Annotated in this window: 15 protein-coding genes; 10 read left to right on the forward strand and 5 right to left on the reverse strand. The window is 63.6% G+C overall.

The features are described 5' to 3' along the window. Position 1: 1 nt before the first annotated feature. From C8D04_RS15425 to C8D04_RS15435, 3 genes are read right to left on the reverse strand one after another with little or no spacing between them, the layout of a single operon-like run. Entirely contained in the window at positions 2 to 1,240 is a 1,239-nt protein-coding gene (locus C8D04_RS15425) for an ABC transporter permease (RefSeq protein ID WP_116005650.1), read from the reverse strand. Beyond that, positions 1,237 to 2,388 carry an efflux RND transporter periplasmic adaptor subunit gene (locus C8D04_RS15430; protein ID WP_116005651.1) on the reverse strand — a complete coding sequence of 384 codons (1,152 nt, stop codon included), beginning with the start codon at positions 2,386 to 2,388 and terminating at the stop codon, positions 1,237 to 1,239. The genes C8D04_RS15425 and C8D04_RS15430 overlap by 4 nt, the downstream gene beginning before the upstream one ends. Beyond that, a complete protein-coding gene (locus C8D04_RS15435; protein WP_116005652.1) occupies positions 2,385 to 2,993 on the reverse strand; it encodes a TetR/AcrR family transcriptional regulator in 609 nt (202 codons plus the stop codon). Before C8D04_RS15435 ends, C8D04_RS15430 begins: the two co-directional genes overlap by 4 nt. Before the next feature lie 223 nt (positions 2,994 to 3,216). Here C8D04_RS15435 and C8D04_RS15440 point away from each other — a divergent pair, with 223 nt between their 5' ends. Continuing rightward, positions 3,217 to 4,380 (forward strand): GGDEF domain-containing protein, encoded by a 1,164-nt coding sequence (locus C8D04_RS15440; RefSeq protein ID WP_233521195.1) that lies wholly within the window; start codon positions 3,217 to 3,219, stop codon positions 4,378 to 4,380. Between the two features lie 56 nt (positions 4,381 to 4,436). On the opposite strand, the gene C8D04_RS15445 is transcribed toward C8D04_RS15440, so the two are convergent. Both C8D04_RS15445 and C8D04_RS15450 read right to left on the reverse strand, forming a co-directional pair. Further along, positions 4,437 to 5,732 (reverse strand): acyl-CoA dehydrogenase family protein, encoded by a 1,296-nt coding sequence (locus C8D04_RS15445; RefSeq protein WP_116005653.1) that lies wholly within the window; start codon positions 5,730 to 5,732, stop codon positions 4,437 to 4,439. A gap of 30 nt (positions 5,733 to 5,762) precedes the next feature. After that, on the reverse strand, positions 5,763 to 6,761 hold the full coding sequence (locus C8D04_RS15450) for a COX15/CtaA family protein (RefSeq protein WP_243405764.1): 999 nt from the start codon (positions 6,759 to 6,761) through the stop codon (positions 5,763 to 5,765). A 250-nt stretch (positions 6,762 to 7,011) separates the two neighbouring features. On the opposite strand from C8D04_RS15450, the gene C8D04_RS18755 reads away from it, so the two are divergent. The 9 genes from C8D04_RS18755 to C8D04_RS15490 are packed head-to-tail and all read left to right on the forward strand — an operon-like array spanning position 7,012 to position 16,690. After that, positions 7,012 to 7,167, forward strand: a complete 156-nt coding sequence (locus C8D04_RS18755) for a hypothetical protein (RefSeq protein ID WP_165829140.1) — start codon at positions 7,012 to 7,014, stop codon at positions 7,165 to 7,167. 13 nt (positions 7,168 to 7,180) lie between these two features. After that, positions 7,181 to 7,720, forward strand: coding sequence for a cytochrome C oxidase subunit II (locus C8D04_RS15455; RefSeq protein WP_116005655.1), 540 nt, complete (start codon positions 7,181 to 7,183; stop codon positions 7,718 to 7,720). A gap of 13 nt (positions 7,721 to 7,733) precedes the next feature. After that, complete coding sequence (locus tag C8D04_RS15460; RefSeq protein WP_116005656.1) at positions 7,734 to 9,431, forward strand: cbb3-type cytochrome c oxidase subunit I; 1,698 nt, start codon at positions 7,734 to 7,736, stop codon at positions 9,429 to 9,431. Between the two features lie 15 nt (positions 9,432 to 9,446). Continuing rightward, positions 9,447 to 10,346, forward strand: coding sequence for a heme o synthase (cyoE, locus tag C8D04_RS15465; protein ID WP_116005657.1), 900 nt, complete (start codon positions 9,447 to 9,449; stop codon positions 10,344 to 10,346). 20 nt (positions 10,347 to 10,366) lie between these two features. Next, the gene (locus C8D04_RS15470) at positions 10,367 to 11,224 is read left to right on the forward strand and encodes an SCO family protein (protein ID WP_233521196.1); all 858 of its coding nucleotides are present in this window, start codon (positions 10,367 to 10,369) and stop codon (positions 11,222 to 11,224) included. Between the two features lie 15 nt (positions 11,225 to 11,239). Next, the gene (locus C8D04_RS15475) at positions 11,240 to 12,826 is read left to right on the forward strand and encodes a hydrogenase iron-sulfur subunit (RefSeq protein ID WP_116005658.1); all 1,587 of its coding nucleotides are present in this window, start codon (positions 11,240 to 11,242) and stop codon (positions 12,824 to 12,826) included. Further along, the gene (locus tag C8D04_RS15480) at positions 12,823 to 13,326 is read left to right on the forward strand and encodes a hypothetical protein (RefSeq protein WP_116005659.1); all 504 of its coding nucleotides are present in this window, start codon (positions 12,823 to 12,825) and stop codon (positions 13,324 to 13,326) included. Before C8D04_RS15475 ends, C8D04_RS15480 begins: the two co-directional genes overlap by 4 nt. Then, the gene (locus C8D04_RS15485; RefSeq protein WP_116005660.1) at positions 13,323 to 14,774 is read left to right on the forward strand and encodes a cbb3-type cytochrome c oxidase subunit I; all 1,452 of its coding nucleotides are present in this window, start codon (positions 13,323 to 13,325) and stop codon (positions 14,772 to 14,774) included. Before C8D04_RS15480 ends, C8D04_RS15485 begins: the two co-directional genes overlap by 4 nt. Next, positions 14,771 to 16,690: a 2Fe-2S iron-sulfur cluster-binding protein gene (locus C8D04_RS15490; RefSeq protein ID WP_116005661.1), complete on the forward strand. Its 1,920-nt coding sequence runs from the start codon at positions 14,771 to 14,773 to the stop codon at positions 16,688 to 16,690. The genes C8D04_RS15485 and C8D04_RS15490 overlap by 4 nt, the downstream gene beginning before the upstream one ends. The last annotated feature ends 3 nt before the right edge of the window (positions 16,691 to 16,693 follow it).

Below are 16,693 nucleotides of genomic sequence, written 5' to 3' on the forward strand. Positions count from 1 at the left end.
GTCAGCCTCCCACCGCTTCGGCGGGATCGACGCGCAGCGCGGCGCGGATGGCGACGCCGCTGGCCAGCACGCAGATGGCCAGAATGGCCGCCAGCCCGGCGGCGGTGTCCTGCGGCACCAGCAGCACGTATTTGGGGAAGGCGGGCGCCATCAGCGTGGCAGAGATCTTGCCCACCACGAAGCCGATCAACCCCAGGCCCAGCGCCTGCTGCACGATCATGCCGACGATGGTGCGGTTCTTGGTGCCGATGAGTTTGAGCACCGCGATCTCGCGGATCTTGCCCAGGGTGAGCGTGTAGATGATGAAGGCCACGATGGCCGCGCTGACCAGCGCCAGAATGGCCAGGAACATCCCAATCTGCTTGGCCGAGGTGGCAATGAGTTTGCCGACCAGGATGCCGTCCATCTGCGCGCGCGTGGTGGCTGTGAGGCGCTGCCAGCGGTGAATGGAATCCGCCACCTCTTGCGCATCGTGCCCGGCCCGTACCCGCACCAGCACGGCGTTGACCGAAGGGTTGCTGCTTTGCGAGGCAATCACTGCGTCGAGCAGGCCGGGTACTCCGGGGCGGTTGAATACGGGGTTGGCGGCGGTGCGGTGGCGGCTTTGCCAAAGAGCGTCGTTGTCGCGCAGAAATTGCGCGGCCTGCGCATCCTTGAGCGGGATGAACACCATCGGGTCGCCCCCCGAAGACACCATGCGCCGCGTGAGCCCGACCACGGTGTAGCTATTGCGCCGGATCTGGATGCGCTCGCCCAGCGCCAGGCCGCTGGCGATGTCGGCCACGGCCTCGTAGTGGCTGCGCGTAATTTGTCTCCCCGCCACCAGGTAGGGCGGCCAGCCGGGTGTGCCGCTGCCGCCCGGTGCGATGCCGATCACCATGGCGCGCACATCGCTGACGGCCCCGGCGGCGCCCGCAGCGCCAGTGTTGCCCGCCAGGCGCTGCACCTGCATGGTGAGGTAGGTGACGTTGGCGGCGTCCTGCACGCCGGGCAACGACCGCAGGCTGCGCCAGGTGCTGTCGTTCAGGCTCGAGGGTTCGGCGTACGGCCCCAGCGTGCCTTGCTGCACCACCCAGATGTCGGCGCCGCTGTTGTCCAGCAGCGCGCGCCCGTCGTCCACCATGCCGCGGTACACCCCGGCCATGGTGAGCGTGACGCCGATCAGCAGCCCCAGGCCAATGCCGGTGAAGACAAACTTGCCCCAGGCATGGAGGATGTCGCGGCCGGCCAGGCTGATCACGGCGCCCCCTTGGTGATGCGGTCCACTACGTGGGTGTTGCTGCGGGCGCTCAGTTCTTTCTCGCTGTAGACAACGATGCGCGCGCCTTCCTTCAAACCGCTGTGCACCTGCACCTGGCCGTCCAGATCAGCCTGGCCCAGCACCAGGGGGGCAAAGCGCAGGCCGTCCGCGCCCAGTTCCCATACGCCCATCTTGCCGCCCACGCGCCGCAGGGCGGCGTTGGGAATGGTGGGCGCGGCGGCGAGTTCCGGCAGGGTAATGGTGACTTCCGCCAGCGTGCCCAGCGGTGGCAAGGGCGTGGGCAGGGTGGCCAGTACCACCTTGGCCAGCGTCTCTTCGGTCACCGCATCGGCCAGAGGCTCGACGCGCAGCACACGGGCGGCCAGCGGCGTACCAGTGTCCGAGCGCAGCAGCACCTGGGCGGGCAGGCCGGCGCGCAGGCCCGCAGAACTGGTTTGGTCAAAGCGCACGTTGACCCACAGGCTGGCTGGGTCTACCAAATCCACGACGGCCTGCCCTGGCACCACGGTGCTGCCGGGCTCGGCCAGGCGGGCGGTGACCAGGGCGTCCGCCGGGGCGCGCAGGCGCAGTTGGCCACGCTGCGTGCGCAAGGCTTCCAGCTCGGCGCGCAGGCGCGCCACCTCGGCCTGGCTACCTGCCAGAGCGGCGTTGGCGCTGGCCAAGTCTTGCTGGCGCGCGGTGGCGGTCTCTTCGCTGGTGGCACGCACGGCCAGCAACTCGGCGTAGCGCGTGGCCTGGGTCTGTGCCTGCTGCTGGCGGGCCTGTGCGTCCTTCAGGCTGGCCTGGGCGCGTTGCACGGCGGCGGCCTGGGCGCGCAGGCGTTCGTCAAAATCCACCGCATCCATTTCGCCCAGCACCTGGCCTGCGGCGACGCGCTCGCCCACTTCCGCCGACAGGCGCAGCACGCGCCCGGCTACTGTGGGACCCACGTGGTAGGTAGTGCGCGCTTCCACCGTGCCAATGCCGAACAGGGCGGGCGTGATGGCGCGCTGCCGGGCCGTGGCCACAGTGACGGCCACCGGGGCGAGTGGGCCTGAGCGCAGCACAACATAAATAAACAGAGCGGCGAGGGGCACCACCACGGCCAATAGGGCCAGGGTGCGGCGTTGCAGGGGGAGTCGGCTCATGGCACGCTCCGAATACCGCGTTGGTAAATGGCAAACACACGCGGCGCATCGCGGCGGATGCGTTCTACGTCGCCGGACAGCATCGATTGCATGACCAGGCCCTGGATGGTGCCGATGAACAGCGTGGCTGCGGCTTCGGTGTCCAGATCGGGGTCGATCTGGCCCTGTGCCTTGCCCTGCGCGAACAATTGCTGCAGGCGCTCGCCGTAGCGCCCCAGCAGCGTACGCACCATGCGCCGTGGCAGGCTGTCGCCAGTGCGCTGGAGTTCGCCAAACATCATGCGCGGTACGCCAGGATGCTCGGCGATGAAACCGGCGTGGGCCAGAAACATGGCTTCGAGCGCCGCCAGGGGCGTGGGGGCATCTTGTGCAGCCCGCTCCACACGGGCCAGCAACTGCTCAGCCACCCACTCCATCACGGCTTGCAAGATGGCGTCCTTGGAGGGGAAGTGCCGGAACAGCGCGCCTTGCGTCAAATGCATGTGGCTGGCGATGGCGCTGGTGGTGATGTCGCTGGGGTTCTGCGTGGCGGCCAGTTGCACGACCGCCTCCACGGTGGCGGCGCGGCGCTCGTCCGCAGGCAGGGGCTTGGCACGGGTGGACATGGATCAGATTTGTTTGATAGTAAGTAATTGATTACTATCTTAAGAGATGTATTTGTTGATAGGCAAGCATTTTGGGAAGCCCTTGCGTTCGTCAGGGTTGGGGGTTCAGGGTTCTGTGTGCGGCTATACGCATCCAGAAAGAGGCCGCTGCCACCTAGAATGGGCTGAGGAGCGTGGACGTGCGGGTGGCGTTTCTGCCCGGGGGTCGTTGAAAGGCAACAACATGGGTCTGGGTGCCCGCTGCAAGGCGTGGGTCAATGGGGTGCTGGGGAGCGATCCACACATGCGCATCCGCATGTCTATGGCGGCTGTAGCGTCGTTTTTGATGTTGGCCTGCGCCGCCTTGCTCAACTTCCTGGCACTGGCCGGGCTGGCACGCCCCGACGGCGTGCGCTGGTGGACACTGGTCACCGTGACGGTACTGGTCGCTGTGCTGGTGTTGATCCGCAGTGGTTGGTCGCTGCGACTGCCCGACCCAGCGCTGACGCAGTTTCAGATCCGTTATGCCCTGGCTTCGAATGCGGTGGGGTATGTCATCCTGGGCGAGGCGCGGGGCATCACGCCGGTCATTCTGTCGCTGATTCTGATGTTCGGTATCTTCGGAATGTCGATCCGGCAGATGACCATCAATATGCTGTTTGCACTGCTGAGCTTTGGCGCTGCCATTGCCGTGGTGTTCTGGCTGGGTCTGGCGGGCAATCCCTGGGTGGAGATGGCCTATGCCGTGATGGTCTTTCTGGTGCTCGTGGGAAGCACTTTCATTGCCATCCGCATGCAGCACATCCGGCGTCGCCTGACGGAGCAAAAGAACGCACTGACCGTAGCGCTCGAGCAGATCGGCCACCTGGCGACGCACGACGAACTCACGGGTTTGATTAACCGCCGCCGCATGACCGAGTTGATGGAGGCCGAGCGACAGCGCTGCGAGCGCGGCCGCCGCCCGCTTGCGCTGGCGCTCCTGGATCTGGACCACTTCAAGCTGGTCAATGACCGCCATGGCCACGCGGCAGGCGACGAGGTGCTACGAGCGTTTGTGGCCTGTGTGCAAGGCGTTTTGCGCAGCACCGATGTGCTGGCGCGTTGGGGCGGTGAGGAATTCATACTGATGCTGTACGACACCGACGCACGTGGCGCTGCCCATCTGCTGGAGCGGGTGCGCACCAGCGTGGAGGCGATGGAGGTGACCGTAGGCGCTCGCACGCTCAGCGTTACGGTTTCCGCAGGGCTGGCGTTGGGCGAGCCGGGAGAAGCCGTCGAACGCACCCTGGAGCGTGCTGACCAGGCCCTGTACCGCGCCAAGGAAAAAGGGCGCAACCAGGTGGTGTACGACGGCGAAGCACACGAGGAAACAGCGCGAACCGTGGTGGGGCACCGGCCTTATATATAAAAATGGCCTTTAGAGCTTATCAGTAAAGCGCCATAAGCTATAAAAATTATAGCTTATCAGCGAATCCGCGGCACAGCCTGCATCTGCTCTGGCGTCGTAAACCATGCGGCGCTTTCACCCATCCGGGCCCGCGCCTGGGCGATTTCGTGCCGTGCCACGCTGCGCAAATGCACTTCATCCGGCCCATCCATCAGATGCAGTGCCCGGCCCCAGCTCCAGAATTGCGCCAGCGGGGTGTCGGGTGAGAGGCCCATGGCACCAAAGACCTGCATGGCACGGTCGACCACACGGCTTTGCAGGCGTGCGGCCACGACCTTGATGGCTGCGACCTGGGCGCGTGTCGCCGCGGCGTCCACCGCGCTACCCTGGTCGAGCAGCCAGGCCGTGTGCAGCACCAGCAAGCGCGCCTGGTTGATCTCGATGCGCGACTCGGCCAGCCAGTCCTGCACGTTGGAAAACTCAGATTCATAGCGGCCGAACATCTGGCGCTCCAGCGTGCGCTCGGCGGCCAGTTGCAAGGCCAGCTCACACTGGCCAATCGTGCGCATGCAATGGTGCACACGCCCGGGCCCCAGGCGCGCCTGCGCCATCGCAAAACCCGCTCCCCATTCGCCCAACAATGATTCCTGCGGTACACGAACGCTCTGCAGCAGAATTTCGCAATGCCCTTCAGGAGCGTGGTGGTGCAGCACGGGAATATTGCGCAGTACCTGCACGCCCGGGGTATCGAGCGGCACCAGCACCATGCTGTGGCGACGGTGGGCGCCGTTGCCTTCGTCGGTGTCTTCCTCGGCATTGCGGCACATCACAATCAGCAGCCTGCAGTGCGGGTGCGCCGCACCGGTAATGAACCATTTGCGGCCGCTTACCACCAGGCCATCGCCCTCGCGCCGAACGGTCGTCTGCAGGTTGGTGGGGTCAGACGACGCGACATCCGGCTCGCTCATCGCAAACGCCGAGCGGATCTCGCCGTGAAGCAGGGGAAGCAGCCATTGGGCCCGCTGCGCATCGCTCGCGAAACGGTGGAGCAATTCCATGTTGCCGGTGTCGGGTGCGCTGCAGTTGAAGACCTCTGATGCCCACGGCAGGCGGCCCATGCACTCGGCCAGGGGCGCATAGTCCAGGTTGGACAGGCGCGTGCCCGGGTCCTGCGGGCGCAGGCCGGGCAAAAACAGGTTCCATAGCCCTTCTTCGCGTGCCAGCGCCTTCAGGTCATCGAGGAAGGGGGGAGGGAAGACTCCGTCCTGCACAGAACGGTGCCATGCTGCGTTGTGTGGCAACAGGTAACGCCGCACGAAGGCGTCAAGGCGCTGGTGCAGATCCTGTGCGCGGGGGGATGGGGCAAAGTCCATACGGCATTGTGGGCGGCCGCGGCGCCGTCGTCACAACGCAGGCGACAGCGGGTGCTGGCGCACCAGCACGGGAATGCTCAACAGCACGGCAAGCAACACCGCTGCCGCCATGTTGTGCGCCAGCGCCACGCCCAGCGGGAGACCCAGGGTCACCAAAGCCACGCCCAGTGCCCACTGTAGTGCCAGCACTGCCAGAAGCCATAGAGCGACGGCGCGCAGCCCATTGCGCCAGGCCGCAACCGCCAGCGGAAACAAAACCGCCACGACCACCAGTCCACCCATGCGGTGCAGCAGGTGCACCCAGGCTCCTGCCGGGTTATGCGGCAATGCGGCACCGACCTGAGGTTCCTGCCATGGGTTGAAGGCGCCCCAGGTGCCTGCATCCAGGTCGCAGCCGGTCAAGCCCGCGCAACTCAGCCCGGCTTGTCCGGCACTGACCAGCCCGCCCAGCGCCACCTGCACCAGCAGGAGGGCCGCGCCCCACCAGGCCCAGCGTGCCAGGCGCGAAGGCGTGCCACCCGGTGCGGTGACGGTGTTGCTGGCCAGCGCCATCTGCACGCTCAAGGCGAACATGGCAAACCCGCCCAGCAGGTTGCCCAGGGTGACCGCAGGCATGCGGGCTTGTGCCGTCCAGCGCCCGAGCACGGCCAGGAACAGTGCCAGCACCAACAGCCCCAGCGCCAGCCGTCCCTGGGACCACAACACCGGCTTTGACGCCAGCGCCGCCATCACCATGACCAGGACAAGCAGCAGCGCCGTCGAGGCAATGACCCGGTGCGCAAGCCGTGCATTGGCGATGGCGGGATCCGCTGCTGGCAGGGGCGGTTCGCCCTGCTGCTGTGCGCGCAGTGATTGCCCGTAGCACTGCGGCCAGGGCTCGCAGCCCAGGCCCGCTTTGGACAGGCGGATATACGCACTCAGGCTGGTGATGGCCAGTACCAGCGCGGCACAGACCCAGGCCATGCGCTGCAGTAACCGTCGCCGTCGAATTGCTGGAGCTGCTGTGATGGGCTGATCAGAAGAGGTCATGTGGTGAGAAACCATAACAGCGCGAGATACAAACGCACCAAATGAAATCAGGTGCCGATTTGGAAAGAAATAAATCAGAGTACGGGAAAACCCGGATGGCGCACGAAAACTGCGATTAAAAGCACCCGAATATTCAAAAACCAAGCGTTTACCCTTACCCGGGGCCTCTTAACTATTGATTGAAATCATGTTTAAGTCGGAGTAGTCGATAAAAAATGTCAGGTACTGTCCGCTTTACCAAGGAGAAGACATGAGCCAGCACGACGACGAGAGCGAAAAAGTTCCGCTTATGCAACAGCTATTGGACAACCCGTTCCTATTGCTGTTTTTAGGTGTGATGATTCCCATGATCGTATATTCGCTCTGGGGCGTTATCGATATTTTGACCATTCCGGTGGCTAAATAAGGGAGCAACGCACATGAGCGCCATTCTTCCCCCCTCAGAGCGGTTGTGGTGGAAACACCCGCTGGACCGTCTCGAAGCCGTCTGGATCGTGATCGCCTTCATCTGGTGCATGGTCATGTTTTTCATGATGGTTTTCTGGCACGTCTACGGTAAGCAGAACCTTGCGACCGAGACCTACAAAACCACGCCGGAAAAGTTCACCGTCTCGACCCAGGCCATGGTGGACAAATACACCGTTCGTACGGAAACCGACCAGAACATTCCTGTAGTGCACCCGCCTGAGGGCAGTGACATTTACCTGATTGGTCGCCTGTGGAACTGGTGGCCGATTCTGGAATTGGAAAAAAACAAATCCTACAAGCTGCACCTGACCTCGTTGGACTACAACCACGGTTTCTCGCTGCAACCCACCAATATCAACATCCAGGTGGTGCCGGGATATGAGCATGTGATCAAGGTCACGCCCAACGAGTCCGGCACTTTTTCCATTGTCTGCAACGAATTCTGCGGTATCAACCACCACACCATGGTGGGCCGCATGTACGTGAAGTAGCAGGAGCAAGGACATGACTGCAACCACTTACCGTACCTGCCCGCGTTCGGGCCTGCAATTCGAATCCCAGGCTGAAAAGCTGATGATCGCCAACGCCGTCGCCGCTGTCGTGGCGCTACTCGTGGGCGGCCTTCTGGCCATTGGCGTGGTGCTGACCCGTTGGCCTGCCGTGCATTGGCTGGCGGCCGACACCTTCTACATGGTGCTCACCGCCCACGGCATCGACATGCTGATCTTCTGGATCATCTTCTTCGAGGTCGCGGTCCTGTACTTCGCCTCTTCCACGCTGTTGCGATGCCGCATTGCCACACCCAAGATCGCCTGGGCAGGCTTTGCGCTGATGCTCATCGGCGCAGTGATGAACAACCTCACGGTGTTCCAGGGTGGCTCCAGCGTGATGATGACGTCCTACGTACCCATGATGGCATCGTCCTGGTTTTACCTGGGGCTCATCCTGTTCGCCGTGGGTGCTCTGGTGGCCTGCTTTGTGTTCTTTGGAACGCTGGTGGTCGCCAAACGCGAAAAAACCTACGAAGGCTCGGTGCCCCTGGTGACCTTTGGCGCCATTACGGCCGCCATCATTGCAGTGTTCACCATCGTTTCGGGTGCCATCATCCTGATTCCCACCTACCTGATGGCCATTGGTCTGGTCAATGAAGTGGATCCGCTGATCTATCGCACCATCTGGTGGGCCTTTGGCCACTCGTCGCAGCAGATCAACGTGGCAGCGCACATTTCGATCTGGTACGCCGTGGCGGCCATCGCCTTCGGTGCCAAGCCCATGTCTGAGCGCGTGAGCCGTGGCGCCTTCCTGCTGTACATCCTGTTCCTGCAGCTCGCCAGTGCCCACCACCTGCTGGCCGACCCCGGCATCAGCACCGAGTGGAAAGTGGTGAACACCAGCTACTTCATGTACTTCGCCGTGCTGGCCTCGATGATCCACGCGCTGTCCATCCCGGGCGCCATGGAAGTCGCGCAGCGTGCCAAAGGCTACAACAAAGGCCTGTTCGAGTGGCTGCGCAAGGCACCGTGGGGTAACCCGGCTTTCTCGGGTGTGTTCATATCGCTCGTCGGCTTTGGTTTCCTGGGCGGCATCTCCGGCGTGATGATGGGCACGGAACAGCTCAACCTGCTGATCCACAACACCATCTACGTGCCAGGCCATTTCCACGCCACGGTGGTGATTGGTACCACGCTAACCTTCATGGCCCTGACGTACTTCCTGATTCCGGTGCTGTTCCGCCGCGAGATGATCTCGCCCGGTCTGGCCAAGATCCAGCCGTACCTCTTCGGCTTCTCGATGTACTTCTTCTGCCTCGTGATGATGGGCGCCGGTACGCTGGGTGTGTCCCGCCGGCACTGGGACATGGCCTTCAGCGGCGCAGCCCTGGCCTATGAATGGCCCGGCGCGGCGTATCTGATGATGGGCCTGGTCGGCATCGGGGGTATTGCAGCCATCGTGGGCGGCGGCATCTACATCTATGTCACGGTCGGCTCCATTCTGTGGGGCAAGAAGCTCGATACCGGCGTCGTGAGCCCCAAGTTCACCCCGGTGGGTCGCGCAGCGCCTACCGCCGCCGCGCAAACCTACGGCTCGGCAGGGTTCGTGGCCCCTGGCACCTTCGTGCTGGCCATGTTCTTCCTTGTGTCCTTCGTGCTGTACTACTTCATCAACTGGAAGTACCTGGGCCAGCTCTGGGGCCTGAGCTAAACGGGACACTGCGCCATGCACACCACCACGCTCCATCCCGCCGGGCGCAGTGCAGCGCAGTTGACGCGCGACGTCATCTCGCTGTTCAAGCTGCGCATCGGTGTGCTGATCATGATTACGGCGCTTGTGGGCATGGCGGTCTCGCCAGGCCCGGCACCTGGCCTGGCACAGGTGCTCGTGCTGGCGCTGTCGGTGCTGGTCGCATCCGCCAGCGCGGGTGCGTTCAACCAGTATGTCGAGCACGAGAGTGATCGCCTGATGGCGCGCACGCGCAAGCGTGCGTTTGTCACGGGTGCACTGCCCCACCATCCTGCCTGGCTCGTCCTCATGGCCGTGCTGCTGGCAGGGGCTGTGGCGGCAGCCTGGCTGGTGCTCAATGCAGCGGCAGCGCTGTATGTCTTTCTGGGTGCCTTTTTCTATGGGGTGGTCTACACCCTGTGGCTCAAGCGGCGCACGGCGCTCAATATTGTGATCGGTGGTCTGGCGGGCAGCTTTGCAGTGCTCGCCGGGGCTGCTGCCATCGATCCGGGCCTGGGTCCGCTGCCCGTGCTGCTGGCTCTGGTGCTGTTCTTGTGGACGCCGCCGCATTTCTGGAGTCTGGCGATTGCCAACAAGACCGACTATGCCGACGCGGGCGTGCCCATGCTGCCGGTCGTCGTGGGCACCGAGCGTGCTGCGCGCATCGTCCTGGGCAGCACGGTGGCCTTGTTCGTGGCTTCGCTGCTGCCCCTGGGGTTTGGTGCCGGGCCGGTGTATGCCGTGGGTGCACTGGCTGGGGGCCTGCACTTCGTGCACAAGTCGTGGCTTCTGGTGCGCCAGCCCAGCCGCTCCACCGCCATGGGTTCGTTCTTTGCCTCGCTGATCCAGCTCAGTGTGCTGCTCGTGGCGGCGTGCATTGACGCTTTCATGCGCTAGGGCCCGCAGGACGGATGCTGATGCGCGCCACAGTACGTTTTGCAAGGATGCCTGGGGTCGTGCTGTGCCTCGCACTGGGTCTGCTGGCGCCGACCTTCGTGCAGGCGTCCTCCCATGGATCTGATCTGGGACTGGACCGTGAGCAGGCCTTGCGCACCAGCCAGGCCGCGCTGGGACGGGAAGTGGGTGAGCATGTCTTGCTGAACCGTGAAGGGCGGCCGGTTCGGCTTTCCTCCTACCGGGGCAAGCCGTTGCTGGTGAGTTTCATCTACACGGGGTGCTTTCAGGTGTGCCCCACCACCACGCGCTCGCTGCAGGAAACGGTGGAGGGTTTGCAAAAGACTTTTGGCCCCAACCAGTTCAATGTGGTGAGCATTGGATTCAACCAGCCCGATGATTCGCCACAGGCACTCAAGGCGTTTGCGGCCCAATACCGCATCAACCAGCCCAGTTGGGATTTTTTGAGCCCCTCCATGACCACCGTAGGGCCACTCGCGCGCGATTTTGGTTTTGTCTACGAAGCCACTCCGGCCGGCTTTGACCATGTGCTGCAGGTGTCGCTGGTCGATGCGCAGGGGCGCATCGTGCGGCAGGTGTATGGGGAAAGCATTCGCCCTGGCGATATCGGAGAGCCCCTGAAGCTGCTGCTCAACGGCACGCCGGTAGAGCCCTCCCTGGCGTTGGAAAGTCTGATGGACCGTGTGCGTATTCTGTGCACGGTCTACGACCCCAAAACGGGCCAGTACCGGGTCGACTACACCTTGCCTATCCAGATTGCAGGGGGTATCACTTTTCTGATCGCCATGTTGTTGTTCTTTCTCAACGAATGGCGCTCGGTTCGGCGCAATGCCCGCAGCAAGGAGGCGCGCCGCGCCTGACGCCCGCCCGCTTTCATGTCTTTGCCTGGTTCAGCCTTCGCTCCCGAAGGGTCCCCTGTTTCGCTGACGCTCTCGCCGGTTACCCGCAGTGCGGCTATTTATCGGCTTGTGGAGCATGCCTTTGATATACCGTTTGGGGCCGCCCTGAACCCGCTCAAGCACTTGGGCGCCCTGGGTTTTCTGTTTTTCTGGCTGCTGGTTGCCACGGGTGTGGTGCTTTACGCCGTGCTCGATACCTCGGTGGAGGGCGCTTACCGCTCGATCAATGACTTGGCCCAGGTGCCCTGGATGCTGGGCGTCATGCTGCGCGGCGTGCACCGCTACGCGGCCGATGGGTTCGTGATCGTCATGTTTGCCCATCTCCTGCGGGAATGGATGCTGGGCCGTTTCAAAGGCTTTCGCCGGGTGCCCTGGCTGACCGGTGTGCCACTGGTGGCGCTGGCCTTTGTCAGTGCGATTGGCGGCTTTTGGCTGAACTGGGATCGGCTGGGCCAGTTCTCTGCCGTGTCCACGGCGGAATGGCTCGATACCTTGCCGTTCCTGGCATCGCCCCTGGCGCGCAACTTTCTGGGCGGGGTCAGCCTGAACGCACGGTTGTTCACGTTGTTTGTCTTCGTGCACCTGGGCGTGCCGCTGTTGATGGTGTTTGCCTTGTGGTTTCATATCCAGCGCATCAGCCTGGCCCGGGTGTTTCCGCCGCGCGCACTGGCGTGGGGCACGCTGGTCATGCTGCTGCTGCTTGCCCTGGCGCTGCCGGTGCGCAGCCAGGGGTCGGCCGACCTCATGTCGGTGCCTGTGTCGCTGTCGTTGGACTGGTTTTTGCTGTTTATTCACCCGCTGATGGAAGCCACTTCGGCGCAAGCGGTGTGGGCACTGCTGGCCATGGTCTTTGCCGGGTTGCTTTTACTGCCCTTCACGCCGGTGCGCCGTGAACCCGTGGCCGTGGTGAATCCCGACCATTGCAGTGGCTGCAGCCGCTGCTTTGAGGACTGTCCCTATTCGGCCATCACCATGGTGCCTCACCCCAATGGGCGACGGGGCATGCAATTGGCCGAGGTACGCGCCGACCTGTGTGCCAGCTGCGGCATTTGTGTGGGGTCGTGCCCATCCTCTACGCCGTTTCGCAGCACCGAGGTGCTGCTGACTGGCATCGACATGCCGCAGTGGCCCATCGATGCCTTGCGTGAGCGCCTCTTGCAGGGCCTCGCTGCCATGCCGGGGCCGCGCAAGCTGGTTGTTTTTGGCTGCGACCAGGGCGTGCGCAGCCGTCTGGATGCCCCCGATGTGCTGCACCTGGGCATGGTCTGCGCGGGTATGTTGCCCCCCTCTTTCATTGAATATGCCTTGCGTGGTGGCGCCGACGGTGTGCTTGTCAACGGCTGCCGCGAGGGGGGGTGTGAATTTCGCCTGGGCCAGCGCTGGACGCAGCAGCGCCTGACTGGCGAACGTGAACCGCATCTGCGCGCCTCGGTTTCTGTAGACCGCTGGCGTTTTGTCTGGACCGACCCGGGCGATGAAAACCAGCTTGTCACCGCACTGAATGAAATGCGCGTGCATTGCACGCACGGCGCATCCACCCCCTCTTTGGAGAAAACCCCATGAATCGAGTCCTCAACTGGACGGGACAAGCCCTGCTTTATGGCGGTTTTGCCCTGGTGGTTGGCGTCTTCTCGCGCTGGCCTAGCTACCACCCCCTTGCACAGAATGAGGCTCAGATCAAGGTCAGCTTCATTCACCACGGCGCGCGCCTTGCCGAATGCCGTCCCTACACTGCCGAGGAACTGGCCAAGCTGGCGCCGAACATGCGCGCCCCCATGAAGTGCGAGCGCGAGCGCTCGCCGGTGCGCATCGAAGTTGAAATTGATGGCGTTTCGGTCTATGCGCATACGGCCACGCCTTCGGGCTTTTCCCGCGACGGGGCTTCGACGGTGTACCAGCGGCTCAATGTCCCCGCGGGCGAGCACCGCATCACCGTGCGTATGAAGGACAACATGAAGTTGACCGACTTCCCCTATGTGCGTGACTCCATCGTCACGCTGCAACCGGCGCAGGTCATGGTGATCGATTTCAATCCGGACAAAGGGGAGATTGTTCTGCTATGAGTACGCTGCCTTCTCACGTACTGGGTGTGCATGCCGCCGTAGGGCGCCCGCTGCCCGCCGCCATGCCGGGGCTGGACTATGAACTGACGGTGCCACAGGATGCGCGGCGTGCGCTGGCGCGTGGCTGGCTCTGGCTGGGTCTGCTGGCCCTGGTGGGCTCGGGCCTGTTTTCCATTTTGCTGGTGCTCTCGCGCACGCCCTATGTCAACCAATGGTTGCCGGCGGCCAACTTCTTCCAGGTTTCGCTGGTGCTGCACGTCGACCTGTCGGTGCTGGTGTGGTTTGTGGCGCAGGGGGGCATGCTCTGGAGCATCCACGGTACGCAGCGTGGTGTGCGCTGGGGCTGGCTTGCGTTGGGAGTGGCTGCGGCCGGCACGCTGGCCATGACGCTGGCGCCTTTCCTGAACCGGGGCGAACCCATCATGGCGAACTACATTCCTGTGCTGGAGTCGCCGCTGTTTCTGGGGGGGCTGGTGGTGTTTGGTGCAGGCACGGCCCTTTTGGTGTTGCGCAGCTTGCTGTCTGCCCCCCGGCTGGGTCTTGAATATGACGGCCGTGGCGCGCTGGATTTTGGCCTGAGCAGCGCCGCCATTGCCACTGCGGTGGGCCTGCTGGCCTTTGGCTGGTCGTATGCTGTGCTGCCCACCGCGCTGCATGGCAAGGCCTATTACGAGATCCTGTTCTGGGGTGGTGGCCATGCCTTGCAGTTCACCTGGACCTTGCTCATGCTGGTGGGCTGGCTCTGGCTGGCCAGCGCCTGTGGCGCGCGTGTCCCGCTGAGCCCGCGCGTGGTGGTGCTGATGTTCGCTCTGGCCTTGGTGGGCGTTTTCATCACACCCTATGCCTACCTGGCACATGACATCACCTCGGTAGAGCACCGCAACCTGCTCACCTGGGCCATGCGCGCAGGGGGCGGGCCCGCCATCGTGCCTGTGGGCATGGCCGTGGTCTATGCCATCGCCACGACGCGGCTGGCAAACGACACCATGCACCCGCTGCGTGCGGCGCTGCTGGCATCGGTGCTGCTGTTTGCAGCCGGTGGGGTGATTGGTATCTTTATCCAGGGCAGCAATGTGCGCATCCCTGCGCACTACCACGGCTGCATCGTGGGCGTTACGCTGGCGCTGATGGGTGTGGTCTACAAGACCTTGCCCGCCCTGGGCTACCAGGCGCCCCAGGGCCGCCTGGCCACTTACCAGCCCTGGTTGTATGGAGCGGGCCAGCTCATGCACATCATCGGGCTCGTCTGGTCCGGTGGCTATGGCGTTCAGCGCAAAGTGGCGGGCGCAGAGCAGGTGCTGCGCAGCACAGCCGAAGTGGCGGGCATGGGCCTGATGGGTCTGGGAGGATTGATTGCCATCATCGGCGGACTGCTGTTCGTGGTGGTGGTGGCCCAGGCCATGCGACATACGTCCGCTGCCGCGGGCTCCAAAGGGATGACACGATGATCAAACGATTCCAGGCCCTGTTGCAGTGGGTTTTTCTGCGCGTCGAGGGTTTGTTCAACGCCGCCTTTGGCGACCGCATCAATCCCTTCTACCACCTGGGGTCCATTACCTTCTTCCTGTTCTGGGTGGTGGGGGCCAGTGGCTTGTACCTGTACATTTTTTTTGAAACCGGGCTGTCCGTAGCGTACCCCTCGGTGGTGGCCCTGACCGAAAACCAGTGGTTCGCCGGCGGCATCATGCGCAGCGTGCACCGCTATGCATCCGACGCCATGGTGTTGACCATGGTGCTGCACATGCTGCGTTACTTCGCTTTCAACCTGTACCACGGCTTTCGCTGGTTCTCGTGGATCACCGGGGTGATGCTGGTCTGGATGGTCTACGCCACGGGGATCAACGGCTACATGCTGCCTTGGGACCAGTTGGCGCAATACGTCACCGTCACCAGCTTCGAGTGGCTCGACTGGCTGCCCAGCTTTGGCGGCACGTTGATGCGCAACTTCATTTATTCCTCGGCCGTGGGCGATCGGTTTTTCACCCTGCTGTCGTTCATGCACCTGGGTCTGCCCTTGGTGGTGTTGATGGTGATGTGGATCCACGTGCAGCGTGTGCCCAAGGCGCGCACCACGCCGCCGCGCCCCATCGTCATTGGCTTGCTGTTGACCATGCTCGTGTTGTCGCTGGTGTGGCCCGTGCACAGCCAGGGGGGCATCAGCAACCTGGCCCGGGCCGTGACGAGTGTCGAACTTGACTGGTTTTACCTGGCCATCTTCCCCTTGCTGACGGAATGGCCCTTGGGCCGCGTCTGGGCTTTGGTGGTGGGCGGGTCGCTGCTGCTGGCGCTGCTGCCCTGGTGGCCGCCGCGCTTTCGCCGGGGAGAGCAGACCCGCCACCAGGTGGTAGTGCACGGTGTGGACGGCGCCAGCACCGAATTCAGTGTGCGCGAGGGGGAAACCATACTCGATGCCGGACTGCGCGAAGGACTGGCTTTGCCCTATGAATGCCGCAACGGCGGTTGCGGCCTGTGCCTGTGCAGCGTGGAGCATGGCGATATTGAGCACCGCCCCTACCAGCGCAGCGCACTGTCGGATGCGCAAAAGGGCCAGGGCAAGGCACTGATGTGCTGCGCCGTGCCGCGTGGCGATGTTGTGATTGACGTTGAGGGCTTCACCGGTGCCGCAGCCAAGGCGGCCGAGGTGCACACCGCCACCGTTGCTCACCTGGAGCGCCTCGCCGACGATGTCATGCGTGTGCTGCTGCAATTGCCCGAGGGCAAGGCGTTGGATTTTGTTGCGGGCCAGTACATCGACATCCTGCTCGAAGACGGACAGCGCCGCGCCTTTTCGTTTGCCAACCGGCCCCGCGCCAGCAGCCAGATCGAGCTGCACATCCGTCTGGTGCCCGGTGGGCGCTTCACCACCCATGTGTTCGAGGGCATGCGCGTGGGCGACACGCTGCGCTTCGAAGGCCCGCGGGGCAGTTTCACGCTGCGCGAGAGCCCGCACCCCATCCTGTTCGTGGCTGGCGCCACGGGTTTTGCCCCCATCAAGAGCATCGTCGAGGATGCCTTCGAGCGTGGCGTGCAGCGCCCCATGCGCCTGTATTGGGGCGTGCGCCAGCGCAAGGATCTGTACCTTTTGGAGCTGTGCGAGCAGTGGGCGCGCGATCACTCCAACTTTACCGTGGTGCCGGTCATTTCAGAGCCTGCCGAGGGCGACGGCTGGACGGGCCGCACAGGCCTGGTGCACGAGGCCATGCTGGCCGACTTTCCTGACCTCAGCGGCAACGAGGTCTACCTGTGTGGCTCCGTGAAGATGGTGGAGACCGCTGTGCCGGCTTTCATTGCCCAGGGTCTGGGTGAGGACGCCTGCTTCTCTGATGCTTTCGTGATGGCGGCCCCGGCCGTGCCGCCGCAGTAGCGG

The sequence above is a fragment of the Simplicispira sp. 125 genome (assembly GCF_003096555.1).
GTDB lineage: Bacteria > Pseudomonadota > Gammaproteobacteria > Burkholderiales > Burkholderiaceae_C > Simplicispira.

Coding starts and splice junctions, on each gene's coding strand:
- C8D04_RS15430 (WP_116005651.1), bottom strand. CDS start 2,388: ATGAGCCGACTCCCCCTGCAACGCCGCACCCTGGCCCTATTGGCCGTG.
- C8D04_RS15435 (WP_116005652.1), bottom strand. CDS start 2,993: ATGTCCACCCGTGCCAAGCCCCTGCCTGCGGACGAGCGCCGCGCCGCC.
- C8D04_RS15440 (WP_233521195.1), top strand. CDS start 3,217: ATGGGTCTGGGTGCCCGCTGCAAGGCGTGGGTCAATGGGGTGCTGGGG.
- C8D04_RS15445 (WP_116005653.1), bottom strand. CDS start 5,732: ATGGACTTTGCCCCATCCCCCCGCGCACAGGATCTGCACCAGCGCCTT.
- C8D04_RS15450 (WP_243405764.1), bottom strand. CDS start 6,761: ATGACCTCTTCTGATCAGCCCATCACAGCAGCTCCAGCAATTCGACGG.
- C8D04_RS18755 (WP_165829140.1), top strand. CDS start 7,012: ATGAGCCAGCACGACGACGAGAGCGAAAAAGTTCCGCTTATGCAACAG.
- C8D04_RS15455 (WP_116005655.1), top strand. CDS start 7,181: ATGAGCGCCATTCTTCCCCCCTCAGAGCGGTTGTGGTGGAAACACCCG.
- C8D04_RS15460 (WP_116005656.1), top strand. CDS start 7,734: ATGACTGCAACCACTTACCGTACCTGCCCGCGTTCGGGCCTGCAATTC.
- cyoE (WP_116005657.1), top strand. CDS start 9,447: ATGCACACCACCACGCTCCATCCCGCCGGGCGCAGTGCAGCGCAGTTG.
- C8D04_RS15470 (WP_233521196.1), top strand. CDS start 10,367: ATGCGCGCCACAGTACGTTTTGCAAGGATGCCTGGGGTCGTGCTGTGC.
- C8D04_RS15475 (WP_116005658.1), top strand. CDS start 11,240: ATGTCTTTGCCTGGTTCAGCCTTCGCTCCCGAAGGGTCCCCTGTTTCG.
- C8D04_RS15480 (WP_116005659.1), top strand. CDS start 12,823: ATGAATCGAGTCCTCAACTGGACGGGACAAGCCCTGCTTTATGGCGGT.
- C8D04_RS15485 (WP_116005660.1), top strand. CDS start 13,323: ATGAGTACGCTGCCTTCTCACGTACTGGGTGTGCATGCCGCCGTAGGG.
- C8D04_RS15490 (WP_116005661.1), top strand. CDS start 14,771: ATGATCAAACGATTCCAGGCCCTGTTGCAGTGGGTTTTTCTGCGCGTC.